Below are 15,522 nucleotides of genomic sequence, written 5' to 3' on the forward strand. Positions count from 1 at the left end.
GTGGTCCATGCTACGCCGCACGTGCCCGAGTTGCAGTAGCCCTATGCAACACGTCGGTCATCTGCGCCGAACAGGTGCACGGTGCCCGGCAACCAGGCCAAGGCGACCGCTTCGCCCACATGTTGGGCGACCTTGCCGGGCACGCGCGCTGTCCAGGTGCCCAGCGGGGTGTCGACCATCGCGTAGGTCTCAGGGCCGGTCGGCTCGACCATGGCCAGCGTACCGGGCAGGGCGGCCGCGGTGCCGGGGGCGGCCAGCGTGATGTCTTCGGGCCGCACGCCGTAGCTCAGCTCGCTGCTGGTGCTGTTGTTCAGCGCGGCGCTCTGGGCGTCGCTCAACGGCAACGCCAGGCCGTGCGCGCTGACGCTGCCGCCGCTGCGCTGGGTGGTCACGATGTTCATCGCCGGCGAGCCGATGAATTCGGCCACGTAGCGGGTGGCCGGGCGGCCATAGATGTCGTCGGGCGTGCCGAACTGTTCGACCCGGCCGTCCTTCATCACGGCGATGCGGTCGCCCAGCGTCATCGCCTCGACCTGGTCGTGGGTGACGTAGACGGTGGTGGTCTGGGTGCGTTGATGCAAGCGCTTGATCTCGGCGCGCATCTCGACGCGCAGCTTGGCATCGAGGTTCGACAGCGGCTCGTCGAAGAGAAACAGCTTGGGGTCGCGCGCCAGGGCACGGCCCATCGCCACGCGCTGGCGCTGGCCGCCGGACAGTTGCCCGGGCTTGCGGTCGAGCAGGTGGCCGATCTGCAGCATCTTGGCGACGCGGTCGACGGCCTTGTCGCGTTCGGGCTTGGGCACCTTGCGCATCTCGAGGCCGAAGGCGATGTTCTGCGCCACGTTCATGTTCGGGTACAGCGCGTAGCTCTGGAACACCATCGCGATGTCGCGGTCGCGGCTGGGCGCGTGGGTCACATCGCGATCGCCGATGTGGATGCTGCCGTTGGTGGGCACGTCCAGCCCGGCAATCATGTTGAGCAGCGTCGACTTGCCGCAGCCCGAGGCGCCGACCAGGATCAGGAACTCGCCAGCTTCGATCTCGATGTCGATCCCTTTCAGGATCTCGACGGTGCCGAAGGTCTTGCGCACATTGCGGATGGACAGGGCTCCCATGGGGGAAGGACTCCAGGTGAAATCAGTTCAGAAAAGCAGCTGGCCGTTGGGGCCGATGACCGACATGTTGTGGTACTGCGGGCCTTGCCGTTTCAGGCTCAACGGCAAGCCGGCCAGCTCGAATGCCTTGGGCGCACCGGCCAGGGCTTGCTGCACCGCCGGCCCGTTGGCCGAGGCGCCGCCGCGCTGCAACGCGTCGATCAGCACGCGCGCGGCGATGTAGGACTCGGTCATCGCCAGCGTGGGCGCGATGCCGGCGGGGCCGAAGCGCTTGTAGGCGGTGCCGAACTCGCGCATCAGGCGCAGCTTGGGGTCGCGCGGGTGGGGCACCAGTTGCGAGACGAGCAGGCCGCGCGCCGTGTCGGGGCCGACCACCGCCGACAAGTGCGTGGCCTCGGCCGACGACAACACGATCAACCGGCCGCGGCCGCCGGCCGCCGCGTAAAGCTTGGAGAAATAGGCCACCGCCGCGGTGTTGGTGGCCAGCACCACGGCGTCGTGCGGCACGCGGGTGATCGCCGCCACGGCGTCGGCCACCTCGGCGGTTTCGGCCAGGTGCTGTTGCACGCTGGCCAGCGTCACGCCCAGCAGCGGCGCGCGCATGCGGGCGATGGCGGTGATCTCCTGGCCGTCTTCGTCGTTGCCGGTCAGCAGCGCGATGCGGCGGGCGAACGTGGTCTCGGCGTGGCGGAAGACCTGGTCGATCTCGTCGGCCACGCTGCCACGAGTGGCAAACAGCCACGGCGAGCCGAAGCCGGGGGCGGTCAGGCTGCCCGACATCACGCCCAGCATCGGCAGGCCGGTCTCTTCGAGCAGCCGGGCGCGCGACAGCTCGCCCACGCTGCGCCGGCCGTGCCAGGCCAGCAGCGCGACCGGGTTGTCGCTGCGCAGGCGCTCGCGCACCTGGTCGGCGATGTGGCCGGGTTCTTCGTCCAGCGTCACCAGCCGCAGCGCCCGGCCGTGCGGCGGGCCGCCGGCGTTGGCCTGGGCGAACGCGACCTGCGCGCCGACGCTCAAGTGCCAGCCCACGCCCCCGTTCACGCCGGACAGGGGCACGATCTGCAGCGCGGTCCAGTCGCCGGCGGGCGAGGGGGCCGCGGCGGCGGGGCCGGTGGCCAGTGCCGCGGCGGCGGCCAGGCTGAAGTGGCGGCGGTGGATGGCCATGGCGGTGCCCGCTCAGCCCTTGACGGCGCCGGCCGTCAGGCCGCGCACGAAGTATTTGCCGGCCAGCACATAGACCAGCAGCGTGGGCAGCGCGGCGATCATCGCGGCGGCCATGTCGACGTTGTATTCCTTGACCGAGCTGGAGGTGTTGGCCAGGTTGTTCAGGCCCACGGTGATCGGCTTCGAATCGGCGCCTGAGAACACCACGCCGTAGAGAAAGTCGTTCCAGATGTTGGTGAACTGCCAGATCAGCGTGACGACCATGATCGGCGTCGACAGCGGCAGCACGATGCGCACGAAGATCTGCCAGAAGTTGGCGCCGTCCAGCATCGCCGCCTTGACCAGCTCGTCGGGCAGGCCGACGTAGTAGTTGCGGAAGAACAGCGTGGTGCTCGGGATGCCGGCAACCACGTGAACCAGGATCAGCCCCCACACCGAGCTGGCCAGGCCCAGCCAGCCCAGCACCTGGCTCATCGGCAGCAGCACCACCTGCATCGGCATGAACACGCCGAACAGGATCATCGCGAACATCACCTCGCTGCCGCGAAAGCGCCACTTGCTGAGCACGTAGCCGTTCAGCGCGCCGATCAGCGTGGACGTGGCGACGGCCGGCAGGACCATCATCACCGAGTTCATGAAGAAGGGCTTCAGGCCGCCGCAGTCGGTGCCGGTGCAGGCCTCGGACCAGGCCTTGGCCCAGGCGGCGAAGCTGGGGCTCATCGGCATCGACAGCAGGGTGCCGTTGCGGATCTCGTCCATGCTCTTCAGCGAGGTCACCACCATCACGTAGAGCGGCGTGAGGAAGAAGACGGCGAACAGGCCCAGTGCGCCGAACAGCGCAAGGCGGTGCCAGGTAAGACGATGGGTCATGGCGCCGTTCACTTCTTCGTCCTCAGCTCGGAATACAGGTAGGGCACGACGATCGCGGCGACGGTCGCCAGCATGATCGTGGCGCTGGCGGCGCCCAGGCCGATCTGGCCGCGGCTGAAAGCCATCGTGTACATGAAGGTGGCGGGCAGGTCGGTGGCGTAGCCGGGGCCGCCGGCGGTCAGCGCCATCACCAGGTCGAAGCTCTTGATCGCGAGGTGGCTCACCACCATCAGCGTCGAGAAGAACACCGGCCGCAGCGACGGGATCAGGATGCGCCAGTAGATGCGCGGCAGGCTCGCGCCGTCGACCTGGGCCGCCTTGACGATCGATTCGTCGATGCCGCGCAGGCCGGCCAGGAACAGCGCCATCACGAAGCCGGCGCTCTGCCAGATGCCTGCGATGACGATGCAGTAGATGGCTTTGTCAGGGTCGACCAGCCAGCCGAATTCGAAGTTCTCGAAGCCCCATTGGCGCATCAGGTGCTCGATGCCGAGGCCGGGATTCAGGATCCACTTCCAGGCGGTACCGGTGACGATGAAGCTCAGCGCCATCGGGTACAGGTAGATGGTGCGCAGCACGCCTTCGGCGCGGATCTTCTGGTCGAGCAGGATCGCCAGCAGCAGGCCCAGCGCCATGCCGCCGCCGATGAACAGGCCACCGAAGATGCCGAGGTTCTTCAGCGCGACCCACCAGCGTTCGCTCTCCCACAGCGTCACGTATTGCGTGAGGCCGGCGAACTCGTAGTTGGGCAGCAGCCGCGAGACCGACAACGACAGATAGCCGTTCCAGGCGATCAACCCATAGATGAAGAAGAACGACAGCGCGAACGAGGGCGCGACCACCAACTTGGGCAGCCAGGGCGTTCGCAGTGCGGACGGGGCGGACATGGGATCGATGACGGCCGGTTCGGGAAAAAAGCCCCCGCGCCAGAAGCGACGCGGGGGTGGAAAAGTCCGCTGGTGTGTGTGTCAGCGGCTTGAGGATCGGCCCCGCGCCCCAACTGCTGGCGCGGGGGGATCGACGGAGATCAGACTCTCGGAAAACCCCGGATCACTTGGTCTTGGCGGCGGAGGCGATCTTTTCCATCGCTTCCTGGGCCGTCATCTTGTCGGTGTTCCAGAACTGGCTGACCGCGTCCTTGATCGCGCCTTCTGCGGCGGACGGAACCGCCATGCCGTGGGCGATCGAGGGCAGCAGCGTGCCGGCCTTGGCGGTGTCGACGAAGTCCTTGGCCGAAACCTTGGCGCATTCGTCGAAACGGTCCATCGACATGCCCAGGCGCACCGGGATCGAGCCCTTGTTGAGGTTGAACACCTCTTGGAACTCAGGCGCCATGATCTGCTTGGCCAGTTCCTTCTGCGCCGCGATCTTGCTTTCGTCCTTCAGCTGGAACAGCGCAAACGAATCGATGTTGAAGCTGTAGGACTTGGCGGTGCCCGGAGCCGGCGTGCAGCCGAAGTCCTTGCCCGGCACCTTGCCGGCGGCCAGGAACTCGCCCTTGGCCCAGTCACCCATGATCTGCATGCCGGCTTCGCCCTTGATCACCATCGCGGTGGCCAGGTTCCAATCGCGGCCCGGGGCGTTCTTGTCGGTGTAGTCCTTGACGCGCTTGAACGTCGTCAGCACCTTCTCCATCGTCGGGCTCTTCAGCGTGCCTTGGTCCAGCTGCACCAGGGCCTTCTTGTAGAAGTCAGCCCCGCCAACGCCGAGCGCGACCACTTCGAAGGTGGTGAAGTCTTGCCAGTTCTGGCCACCGTGTGCCACCGGCACCACGCCGGCCTTCTTCAGAGCCTCAGCGGCGGTGAAGAACTCGTCCCAGTTGGTTGGCACCTTGGCGCCGGCCTTGGCGAACACCGCCGGGTTGGTCCACAGCCAGTTGATGCGGTGCACGTTGACCGGCACGGCCACGTAGCTGCCCTTGTACTTCATGATGTCGGACACGACCGGCGGCAGCAGATCGTTCCACTTCTCGGCCTTGGCCACATCGTCGATGTTGGCCAGCACGCCTTCACGCGCCCATTCCTGGATCGACGGGCCCTTGATCTGCGCGGCCGACGGGGCATTGCCCGACACCACGCGCGACTTCAGCACCGTCATCGCCGAATCGCCGCCGCCGCCGGCGACCGCGAAATCGCGCCAACGGTGGCCGCTCTTCTGCAGCGACAACTTCAGCGCGGTGGCCGCCTTGGCCTCACCGCCCGACGTCCACCAGTGCAGCACTTCGATTTCGCCAGCGTTGGCGACGGCAGCGCTGGCGGCCAGCGCCAGGGCAGTGATCGTGGTCTTCATCATTCGAAAGTCTCCTTACGAAGCAAGTTTTGCGCTTCAGCGCGGCGCCCGCCAGGGCCGCCGCTATTCAAGTGGCGTGCGCGGATCCGGCTTGGCCGGTCCGCTGCGCGAGCCCCCTCGGGGGGCAGGCCCCCGGAGGGGCCGTGGGGGCGCTACTTCAGAACCACCATTCGACTTGGGCACCATAGCTGGTGCCGTTGGTCTTGTCAGCAAAGGCGGCTTGACCCGTCACGTTGCCGGCCGGCGCGTTCCACTTGGCGGTGGTCACGTACAGGCGGAACTCGGGGCGGCTCCAGAAGTCGGGGCCGGTGGCCAGCGTCGGGGCGATCGTCAGCTTGGCCAGCTTCGCGGTGGGCGCGCCTTCGGTCTTGTACTGCGAGTAGCCCGCTTCGGTGACCAGCTTGAAGTTCTTCGTGAAGGCGTACGACATGCGGCCGCCGGCCGACAGCGACGTGGTGCGCACGCCGGCGCCGTCGGTCTCGCTCGCGCCCAGCAGCATGGCCTGGCCGCCGAGGACGCCGCGCTGCCAGTTCACGCTTTCGACGATGCGCCAGCCCTTGGCCTTGGAGCCCGCGGTCAGGTCGCCGAAGTTCATGTTCAGCGCGGCCGAGCCTTGCGAGGCTTGCACGAACAGCACGTTGTTCAGGCCGGTCATGCCGAACAGGTCGGTCTGGTCGTGGCGCAGGGTCAGGCCGCCGCCGCTCTTGCCGTCTTCGAAGTCACCCTTGGTGATCGAGGCGAACAGGTTGATCTTGCCGTTGGCGTTGGCCGCCACGTCGACCCATTCGGCGTTGAAGCGGTTGCCGGGGTGCACGGCGTCCGAGTCGGTCTTGTAGAACGCGACGCCGAACTTGCCGGTGCCGGCGGGCAGGCCCTTCATGCCGGCGCCCACGCCCATCATCTCGACGAAGAAGGTGTCGACGATGTGCACGTCGCCGCGGCGACCCCGCTCCTTGCCGATCCAGAAGGTGGCGTTCGGCGCGATGTCGAAGCCCTTGGCCTCGGCCCACATCTGCTCGATCTTCAGACCTTCGCTGCTGTTGTCGGTGGCGCCGGTGTAGTGGTTGACCATCAACACCGCCTTGGTGTCGATGCCGTCTTTCGAGAAGCCCTGGGCGAGCTGGAACTCGCCATAGAAGTCGCACTCGTTGCCGAGGCGGTACTTCATGCCCTTGCTGCCGCCGTTCAGGCCGTAGCAGGCGCGCGATGCATCTTCAGAGGTCAAACCCGGGCCGGCGCGGAAGTAGCCGGTGTAGTCCAGGGCCTGGGCGCTGCTGGCGCCGAAGCCAAGGGCCAGCACCAGGGCGGCCGGGGTGAAGGGAAGCTTGTGTTTCATCAACGTGTCTCCTGGGGATCGATCTGCCTGGAACTCGCGTTGGGGTGGCACAAGCCGCGGCAGATGTTCATCTTGCGTTCATGTACCTTGCGAGTGGCGAGATTATTAAAGACACATTAATGTTTGATTGATAGGTACTTTCCTTAGTTGGTGCAAGGGCTTCACCACAATGTTGCATGGGCGCGACAAGGCGGCGGTGTGCGCCCAAATGCGGTGCGTGGGGCGGCCAACGGTGCCGCCGAGGGCCGAAAACGCTTGAACAACGGGCTAGGCAGCCCGCCGTCGCTCAGCCCCCGCGGGCCAGGTTGCGCAGGGGCCGCTCGGCAAGCGGCAGCAGGATGCGGGTGGTCAGCCCGTGCGGCGCCGTGTCGGCCAGCTCGACGTGGCCGGCGTGCCGCTCGACGATCTCCTTGACGATGGCCAGGCCCAGGCCGCAGCCATTGCCCTCGTGCGTGCCGCGCACGAAACGCTCGAACACGTCGGCGTGCAGGGCCGCCGGGATGCCCGGGCCGGTGTCGCGGACCTCGATCAGCGCCTGCTGGTGCTCGGCCGCCACGCGCACCGTGACCTCGCTGCCGCGGCCGGCGTAGCGCAGCGCGTTGTCCAGCACGTTGGCCAGCGCCTCGCGCAGCAGCAGCGGGATGCCCAGCACCTCGACCGCCGGCTCGGCGGCTTCGTCGCCGGCACTGCCGTCGTGGCCGGGCTCGTAGCCCAGGTCGATGCCGGCGTGGCGGGCGCGCGGCACCAGCTCGGCCGTCAGCTCGCGTGCCAGGCGGGCCAGGTCGACGCGGGTGCGGGCCTGCACCGTGGCGGACTCGGGCTCGGCCCGCGCCAGTGTCAGCAGCTGGTTGACCAGGTGGGCACTGCGCGTGGCGCTTTCGTGCACGCGTTGCAGCCGGGCCTGCAGTGCCGGGTCCTGCGCGTCTTTCAAGGCCAGCTCGGTCTGGCTCTTCAGGCCGGCCAAGGGTGTGCGCAGCTGGTGGGCCGCGTCGCTGATGAAGCGCTTTTGCGAGACCACGTTGTGCTGCACCGCACCGAGCAGGTCGTTGATGGCCTGGGCCAGGGCGCGCACCTCGCTCGGCGCGGAGTGCAGCTCGATCGCAGTCAGGTCGTTCGGCGCCTTGCCCTCGACCAGGCTGCGCAGGCGCGCCAGCGGCGCCAGCCCGGCGCGGATGCCGGCCCAGACGATCATCGTCATCAGCACGATCAGCGCCGACAGCGGCAACACCGTGTCGACCAGGATGCGGCGCGCCAGCTCTTCGCGGTTGGCACTGTTGCGGGCCACCTGCACCAGCATCGTCTGCATCGGCTCGGACTCGTCGCCATAGCTGAGGTACAGCGCCGCCACCCGCACACGCTCGTTGCCGCCGCCGCTGGTGGCCGCGATCTCGCCGTTGTAGAAGTAGGGCTCACCCAGTGCCGGCTGGGCCGGGATGCCGCGCGGCGGCGGCAGGTTGCGGTTGCCGAGGATGAACTCGCCCGGCGGCGAGCTGACCGTGTAGAGCACGCGGTCGTTCGGGTCGGCTTCGAGAATGTCCTGCGCGGCGCGCGGGAAGTCGATGAACAGCCCGTTGCCGATCGGCTTGACCTGGCGCGCCAGCGAGCGCGTGGCCTGCGACAAGGTCGCGTCCACCGCGGCGTTGGCATAACGCGCAGCCAGGTTGTAGGTGACGAAGGCGCCGCCGATCCACAGCACCAGCTGCGGCAGCAGCAGCCAGATCAGCAGCTGGCGATGCAGCGACTGGCCGCCCGCGGCACGGGCGGGGGCGCCGTCGCCGCGCCCGGGCGAGCGGGCGCCGGCATGGCGCCACCGGGTCAGCCAGCTGAGCACGCCGTGTCCTGATGGGGCGGTCAGGACACCTGGTCGGCCTCGGCCTCGAGCAGGTAGCCCAGGCCGCGCACCGTGCGAATCGCCAGCGCCGATTGCTCCAGCTTGCGGCGCAGGCGGTGGATGTAGACCTCGATCGAGTTGGTGCCGCTGGCGGCCTCGGTGCGGTCGAGCGCCCAGGCCTGCTGAATCTGGTCTTTGGTGACGACCTTGTCGCGCTGCGACAGCAGCAGGTCGAGCAGCATCCACTCGCGCGGGCTCAGGTCGAGTGTTTCGCCGCGCACGGCGGCGCGGCGGGTGTCGCGGTCGAAGCTCAGGTGGCCCAGCTCGGCCGAGTTGCCCAGCGGCCGGGTGCGGCGCAGCAGGGCGCGCAGGCGGGCCTCAAGCTCGGGGAAGTCGAAGGGCTTGGTCAGGTAGTCGTCGGCGCCGGCGTTCAGGCCCGCCACGCGGTCGTCCAGGCTGTCGAGCGCGGTCAACACCAGCACCGGCAGCGCCGGCTTGGCGGCGCGCACGCGCTTGAGCACCGTCAGCCCATCGACCAGCGGCAGCCCCAGGTCGAGGATGGCCAGGTCGAACGGCTGCTTCAGCAGCAGGTATTCGGCCACCGCACCATTGGGCGCGTGCTCGACTTCGAAACCTGCCTCGCGCAACTGGGCGGAGAGGGCGTCCGACAGGATCGCGTCGTCTTCAGCGAGCAACAAGTTCATGTTTGAAAGCTTAACGTGTCGCGGGTGCGCCGGCCATGTGGGCTCACCCCAGGGCCGTGTGCCCGGGGCGGCCCCAGAATGCCCCTGCCTTTGGTTTCTCGCCGCCGCGGCGCCGCACCTTGTTCGAACCCCTCGTCATGCCCCTGGTCCCGCTGGACACGCACACCGCGCTGTACCTGCTGGGCGTGGTCTATCTGCTGATGTCGGGCCTGGTCTGGATGATCCTGCGGCCGCACCACGAAGCCACGGCCATCGGGCTCTGGTGCGGTGGCGGTGTGATCATCGGGCTCGTTTATCTGATGTTCTCGATGCGCGGCAACCTGCCGATCTACTGGACCACGCTGGTGCCGGTGGCGTTGGCGCTGTTGGGCCTGGGGCTGCGGGTGTGCGCGCTGTTCCGCGAGAACGGCCGCGGCGACCGCTGGCCGATGGTGATGCTGGTGACGGCGCTGGCGATGCTGATGTCGCTGCTGGCAGGGTGGCCCGGCCCGGCCTGGCGGCGGCCGGTGACCAGCTTGCTGATGGTGGGGGCCTCGGCCTGGCTCGCGCTGCTGTCGCGCGAGCTGGGGCGCCAACCGCATGGCCGGGGCGCCGAGCTGATCGGCATCTCCTACGCCTTCTACGGCGCGACCTATCTGCTGCGGCTGGTGGGGGGCCTGTTCGCGCTGGTGACGGGCACCCATGTGCCGCCGACGCTGGCCCCCACGCTCGACCTGGTGCTGGTGCTCACCGGCGGGCTGGCCGCCGGGATCTTCGGCAACGTCGGCTACGTCGGCATGGCGCTCGAGCGTGCCCGCATCCGCCGAGAGGCCCAGGCGCGCGACCTGGCGCAGGTCCAGGCGCAACGCAGCGCCGCTGAGGCGCAAGCTGCGGCGTTGGCCGAGCGCCTGGCCGAACGCGAAGAGTTCGTGCGCGTGCTGGCCCACGAGGTTCGCCAGCCCTTGAACAACGCCTCGGCCGCGCTGCAGAGTGCCGACGCCGCGCTGCACGCCGACGCCCTGGCCGACCGCGGCGAGGTGCAGGCCCGCCTGCAGCGGGCGCAAAAGGTCATCGGCCACATCGTCGGGTCGATCGACAACACGCTGGCCGCCACCACCGTGCTGGCCAGCCGGCAGCCGCTGGCGCCGCGCGATGCCGACGTCAACATGCTGGTCGAGCTGAGCCTGGGCGATCTGGACGCGCGGCAGCGCCTGCGCATTCGCCAGCAGAGCTCGGCCCACGCCCGCACCGCGGCGATGGACATCGGCCTGATGCGCCTGGCCTTGCGCAACCTGCTGGCCAACGCCTTGGCCTACTCACCGCCCGACTCGACGGTGACCCTGCAGGTGAGCGACAGCGACGAGCCGCTGGGCCTGGTGTTCGAGGTGCGCGACGAAGGGCCGGGCGTGTCGCCGGCGCTGCGCGATCACCTGTTCGAGCGCGGATTCCGCGGCGACCACGGCCTGCCCGGCCACGGGCTGGGGCTCTATGTGGTGAACCAGATCATGCTGCGCCATGGCGGGCAGGCGAGCTGGTCGCCGAATGAGCTCACTGGCAGCGTGTTCAGGCTTTGGCTTCCACTGGTGGACTGATCAGACGCTTCTCAGCGGCGCACGAAACACATAGCCCACGCGCGACTGCGACTGCATTGGCACGACCACCGGCGTGGCGCGCTCGATGCGGCGGCGCAGGCGGTAGAGCGTGGCGCTCAAGGTGTTGTCGGGTTCTTCGCTCACCGGCCGGCCCAGGCGGCGGCACAGCAGCTCACGAGTGACGGTTTGGCCATCGGCTTCGACGAAGCACTCCATCACCACCAGGTCACCTTCGCTCAGGTCCACCCGCACGCCGTCTGGCGCGACGAGCTGGCCGGCATGGCGGTCCAGCACCCATTCCTTGGAGCCAGACTCGGTGGCCACCACACGGCGATGCACCGCGCGGATCGCGACCACCACTTGGTCAAAAGTGACGGGCTTGGCCAGGTGCATGTCGGCACCGGCATCGACCACCGACGAGAACACGTCTTCGGCCACGCGGCCCGACACCACCAGCACGCCGGCATGGGTGCGGCGGCGCAGCACGCGGATCAGCTCGACGCCGTCGATGCCGGGCAGCATCAGGTCGACCAGGTAGAAGCCGTAGCTGAAGGGCGCGGTGTCGGCGAGCAGCTCGTTGCTGTCGGCGAAGCGGTGGACCTGGATGCCCAGGCTGCGCAGATGCTGGGCCAGGAATTCGGTGTACTCGACATCGTCATCGATCAGTGCGATCGACGCGGGCAGGGCATTGGGCTCGGTGTGGGGCATGGGCGGCCGATGACTGCTGAGGGGAAAGTCAGATTGATTCTAGGCATGCAAGAAAAATCAGGCAGCCACCTCGGGCAAACCCCTCGTGCAAGCCCCTACCTCAAGTCCGGACAAGCCACACGCTCGAGCGGGGAAAGGACAAGAATCAAGCAGCGCCTATAAACATAACCGGCGCAAGGGACGGCACAAATGATCGACGCGGCATTGTTTGAATGCATTGCCGAAGACTCGCCCGACGGCATCGTCTTGTTGGGCCCCGACGGCTTGATCCAGTTCTGGAACCGCACCGCGGAGGCCATGTTCGGCCACCCCCGCAGTGCGGCCCTGGGCCAGCGCTTGTTTGACCTGATCCTTCGCCCCGAGCATGACGAAGAGGCGGGCGAGCACCAGCCGTTGGCGGGCGGCGACGCATCGTTCGACACGATCGCCCGCTGCGCCGATGGTGCGCTGCTGTACATCAACGTGGCCTCGCGCCGCCTGCGGGCGGGCGATGGCCAGCTGCTGGGCGAGGTCTACAACTTGGCTGATGTGACCCAGCTGCGCACCCGCCGCGACGCGCAGCTGCTGGAGGCCCGCTACCGCGAGCTGCTCGATTCGATGCCCGACGCGGTGGTGGTGGTCAACGAGGTGGGCCGCGTGGCGCTGGTGAACCGGCAGGCCGAGGCCATGTTCGGCTACCAGGCGCGCGAGCTGGTCGGCGGGCCGCTCGAGATGATGCTGCCCGAGCGCTTTCGGCCCGGCCATGGGCGCCACCGCGAGCGCTACATGAGCCGCCCGCACACCCGGCCGATGGGGCAGGGGCTCGATCTCTACGGCCGGCGCAAGAGCGGCGAAGAGTTTCCGGTCGAGATCAGCCTGAGCCCGCTGCGCACCGATGTCGGCCAGTTCGGCCTCAGTGCCATCCGCGACATCAGCGAGCGGCGCCGGGTCGAGCGGGCGCTGGAAGAAAAGAACCTCGAGCTGGAGCGCGCCAACAAGGCCAAGGACCGCTTCCTGGCCACGATGAGCCACGAGCTGCGCACGCCGCTGAACGCGATCATCGGCTTCACCGGCATCTTGCTGATGCGCCTGCCGGGCCCACTGACGCTGGACCAGGACAAGCAGCTGAACATGGTGCAGTCCAGCGGCAAGCACCTGCTGTCGCTGATCAACGACCTGCTGGATCTGGCCAAGATCGATTCGGGCGGCATGCAGATGCACCTGGTACCGATCGACTGCAATGCGCTGGTCGAAGAGGTGGTCACCACGCTCGGGCCCAGTGCCAGCAGCAAGGGCCTGCAACTGCAGACCAGGTTGCCGGCGGGCGAGGTCATGGTGATGGCCGACCGCCGTGCGCTGCAGCAGATCCTGATCAACCTGGCCAACAACGCGATCAAGTTCACCGAACGAGGGCGGGTCGAGGTCTACGTCGAGCAGGGCCTGGGCGCCGATGGGGCACCGCGCGTGGTGCTGGGCGTGGCTGACACGGGGGTCGGCATGTCGGCCGACGACCTGGCCCAGCTGTTCCAGGCGTTCACCCAGGTGGGCGATTCGAGCAAGCGCGCGAGCATCGAGGGCTCGGGGCTGGGCCTGTACCTGTGCCGCAAGCTGGCCGAGTTGCAGGGCAGCACGATCGAGGTGAGCAGTGAGCCGGGCGTGGGCAGCCGGTTCTGGCTCTCGCTGATGGGGGCCGGCCCGGCCGCGGAGGTCACGCCATGAGCAAGCCCTGCCTGCTGGTGATCGACGACAACGCCATCAACCTCGCGTTGATCGGCTACCTGCTGACGAGCGCGGGCTGGGAAACCTGCCCGGCCGAAAACGGCGCACAGGCGCTGAAGCTGCTGGCGCAGCGCCACGACTTCGCCGCGATCCTTTGCGACATCCAGATGCCGGTGATGGACGGCTACGAGTTCGCGCGGCAGGTCAAGGCGCAGCCGGCCTGGGCGGCGGTGCCACTGGTGGCCGTGACGGCGCTGGCCATGGTGGGCGATCGCGATCGCATCCTGGCCGCAGGCTTCGATGGTTATGTGTCCAAGCCGATCGAGCCGGTGGAGTTCATCGCGGCGTTGAAAAACATCGTGCCCAGCCTCGAGACACCACCGCCGCAGGCTGCACCGGCGCCCGCACCGGCGCCGCTGCCACCGCCGCCGGCGGGGCAGACGATCCTGGTGCTGGACGACACGCCGTCCAACCTGCAGCTCAAGCGCGACCTGCTGCAGCCGCTGGGCTACCGGGTGCTGACGGCGCAGACACCGGCCGTGGCGATGGCCCTGGCGCAGGCCGAACGGCCGCACCTGATCATCAGCGACGTCGGCATGCCCACCGGCAGCGGCTTCGACTTCATCGCCGAGGTCAAGGCCGACCCGGCGTTGCGCGACATCCCGTTTCTGTTTCTGTCGGCCACGCACTGGGACGAGCGTGCCCGTGCCCGCGGCCTGGCGCTGGGGGCCAGGCGCTACCTGCGGCGCCCGATCGATTCGCAGACCTTGCTGTACGAGATCCGGCGCTGCCTGGACGACAGCGTCAGCGCGGCCTGATCAGCACTCGACGATGTTGACCGCGAGGCCGCCGCGCGCGGTCTCTTTGTATTTGGTCTGCATGTCGGCGCCGGTCTCGCGCATGGTCTTGATGACCTTGTCCAGGCTCACGTGGTGGGTGCCGTCGCCGTGCAGCGCCATGCGCGCGGCGTTGATCGCCTTGACCGAGGCGATCGCGTTGCGCTCGATGCACGGGATCTGCACCAGCCCGCCGACCGGGTCGCAGGTCAGGCCCAGGTGGTGCTCCATGCCGATCTCGGCCGCGTTCTCGGCCTGCTCCGGCGAGCCCCCGGTGACGGCGGCCAGCGCGCCGGCGGCCATCGAACAGGCCACGCCCACTTCGCCCTGGCAGCCGACCTCGGCGCCCGAGATGCTGGCGTTTTCCTTGTAGAGGATGCCGATCGCCGCCGCGGTGAGCAGAAAGTCCATCACCCCGGTGTCGGTGGCGCCGTGCACGAAGCGGCTGTAGTAGTGCAGCACCGCCGGCACGATGCCCGCCGCACCGTTGGTCGGCGCGGTCACCACGCGGCCACCGGCGGCGTTTTCTTCGTTGACGGCCAGCGCGTAGAGGTTGACCCAGTCCATCACCTGCAGCGGGTCGCGCAGCGCAGCCTCGGGGTTGGCCGTGAGGTCGCGGTAGAGCTGGGCCGCGCGGCGCTTGACCTTGAAGCCGCCGGGCAGGATGCCGTCTGTCTTCAGGCCGCGGGCGACGCAGTCTTGCATCGCGCGCCAGATGCGCAGCAGGCCGGCGTCGATCTCGGTGTCGGTGCGCCAGTGGCGCTCGTTGACGCGCATCACCTGCGCGATCGTCAGCTTCTCGCGCTCGCACACCTCGAGCAGCTCGGCGCCCGAGCGGAAGGGCAGTGGCAGCACGGTCGCGTCCGGCGCGATGACCTTTTGCTTGCTGCCGTCGGCGGCCACCTCGTCGCTGACGACGAAGCCCCCGCCCACCGAGTAGTAGGTGCGGTTCTCGATCTCGTGGCCTTCGGCGTCGTAGGCGACCAGCCGCATGCCGTTGGCGTGGAAGGGCAGGGTCTCGCGGCGGCGGAAGACCAGGTCTTCGGGCTCGTCGAACGCCACCTCGTGCTCGCCCAGCAGCGCCAGGCGCTTGCTGCTGCGGATGGTGTCCATCAGCGCGGGCACTGCGTCCACGTCGACCGTGTCCGGCTCGTGGCCGGCCAGGCCCAGCAGCACCGCCTTGTCGCTGCCGTGGCCCTTGCCGGTGGCGCCCAGCGAGCCGTAGAGCCAGCAGCGCACACGCGCCGTCTTCGTCAGCAGCCGCTCGCTGCGCAGCCGCACTGCGAACAGGCGCGCCGCGCGCATCGGCCCCACGGTATGAGAGCTGCTCGGCCCGATGCCGATCTTGAAGAGGTCGAAGACAGAGACGGCCATGGGGTCACTCCGGGCTGCACGGCAGC

The 15,522-nt window shown here is 68.5% G+C and carries 13 protein-coding genes; 3 read left to right on the top strand and 10 right to left on the bottom strand.

From position 1 onward, the window contains the following. Positions 1-41: 41 nt before the first annotated feature. The 8 genes from ACE3SG_RS12245 to ACE3SG_RS12280 all read right to left on the bottom strand — a co-directional run bounded on the left by ACE3SG_RS12245 (position 42) and on the right by ACE3SG_RS12280 (position 9,309). Positions 42-1,115, bottom strand: a complete 1,074-nt coding sequence (locus tag ACE3SG_RS12245) for an ABC transporter ATP-binding protein (protein ID WP_374565307.1) — start codon at positions 1,113-1,115, stop codon at positions 42-44. A gap of 27 nt (positions 1,116-1,142) precedes the next feature. Then, a complete protein-coding gene (locus ACE3SG_RS12250; RefSeq protein ID WP_374565309.1) occupies positions 1,143-2,279 on the bottom strand; it encodes an ABC transporter substrate-binding protein in 1,137 nt (378 codons plus the stop codon). 12 nt (positions 2,280-2,291) lie between these two features. After that, positions 2,292-3,149, bottom strand: a complete 858-nt coding sequence (locus ACE3SG_RS12255) for a carbohydrate ABC transporter permease (RefSeq protein ID WP_374565310.1) — start codon at positions 3,147-3,149, stop codon at positions 2,292-2,294. A gap of 8 nt (positions 3,150-3,157) precedes the next feature. Beyond that, positions 3,158-4,036, bottom strand: a complete 879-nt coding sequence (locus tag ACE3SG_RS12260) for a carbohydrate ABC transporter permease (protein WP_374565312.1) — start codon at positions 4,034-4,036, stop codon at positions 3,158-3,160. 163 nt (positions 4,037-4,199) lie between these two features. Then, a complete protein-coding gene (locus tag ACE3SG_RS12265; RefSeq protein ID WP_374565313.1) occupies positions 4,200-5,441 on the bottom strand; it encodes an ABC transporter substrate-binding protein in 1,242 nt (413 codons plus the stop codon). Between the two features lie 154 nt (positions 5,442-5,595). Continuing rightward, on the bottom strand, positions 5,596-6,774 hold the full coding sequence (locus tag ACE3SG_RS12270) for a maltoporin (RefSeq protein ID WP_374565315.1): 1,179 nt from the start codon (positions 6,772-6,774) through the stop codon (positions 5,596-5,598). Positions 6,775-7,060: 286 nt separating this feature from the next. Further along, on the bottom strand, positions 7,061-8,605 hold the full coding sequence (locus tag ACE3SG_RS12275) for a sensor histidine kinase (protein WP_374565316.1): 1,545 nt from the start codon (positions 8,603-8,605) through the stop codon (positions 7,061-7,063). A gap of 20 nt (positions 8,606-8,625) precedes the next feature. Continuing rightward, positions 8,626-9,309 carry a response regulator transcription factor gene (locus ACE3SG_RS12280; RefSeq protein ID WP_374565317.1) on the bottom strand — a complete coding sequence of 228 codons (684 nt, stop codon included), beginning with the start codon at positions 9,307-9,309 and terminating at the stop codon, positions 8,626-8,628. A gap of 137 nt (positions 9,310-9,446) precedes the next feature. On the opposite strand from ACE3SG_RS12280, the gene ACE3SG_RS12285 reads away from it, so the two are divergent. Continuing rightward, positions 9,447-10,880 carry a sensor histidine kinase gene (locus ACE3SG_RS12285; protein WP_374565318.1) on the top strand — a complete coding sequence of 478 codons (1,434 nt, stop codon included), beginning with the start codon at positions 9,447-9,449 and terminating at the stop codon, positions 10,878-10,880. Here ACE3SG_RS12285 and ACE3SG_RS12290 read toward each other — a convergent pair whose 3' ends face one another. Further along, complete coding sequence (locus ACE3SG_RS12290) at positions 10,881-11,588, bottom strand: response regulator transcription factor (protein WP_374565319.1); 708 nt, start codon at positions 11,586-11,588, stop codon at positions 10,881-10,883. A gap of 189 nt (positions 11,589-11,777) precedes the next feature. On the opposite strand from ACE3SG_RS12290, the gene ACE3SG_RS12295 reads away from it, so the two are divergent. Together ACE3SG_RS12295 and ACE3SG_RS12300 are read left to right on the top strand one after the other, a co-directional pair. Next, positions 11,778-13,286 carry a PAS domain-containing sensor histidine kinase gene (locus tag ACE3SG_RS12295; RefSeq protein ID WP_374565321.1) on the top strand — a complete coding sequence of 503 codons (1,509 nt, stop codon included), beginning with the start codon at positions 11,778-11,780 and terminating at the stop codon, positions 13,284-13,286. Next, positions 13,283-14,104: a response regulator gene (locus ACE3SG_RS12300; RefSeq protein WP_374565323.1), complete on the top strand. Its 822-nt coding sequence runs from the start codon at positions 13,283-13,285 to the stop codon at positions 14,102-14,104. The genes ACE3SG_RS12295 and ACE3SG_RS12300 overlap by 4 nt, the downstream gene beginning before the upstream one ends. On the opposite strand, the gene ACE3SG_RS12305 is transcribed toward ACE3SG_RS12300, so the two are convergent. Next, positions 14,105-15,496 carry an L-serine ammonia-lyase gene (locus ACE3SG_RS12305; RefSeq protein ID WP_374565325.1) on the bottom strand — a complete coding sequence of 464 codons (1,392 nt, stop codon included), beginning with the start codon at positions 15,494-15,496 and terminating at the stop codon, positions 14,105-14,107. Positions 15,497-15,522 lie beyond the last annotated feature (26 nt).

Source organism: Ideonella sp. (assembly GCF_041914305.1).
In the GTDB taxonomy this organism is placed as follows: Bacteria; Pseudomonadota; Gammaproteobacteria; order Burkholderiales; family Burkholderiaceae_C; genus Ideonella.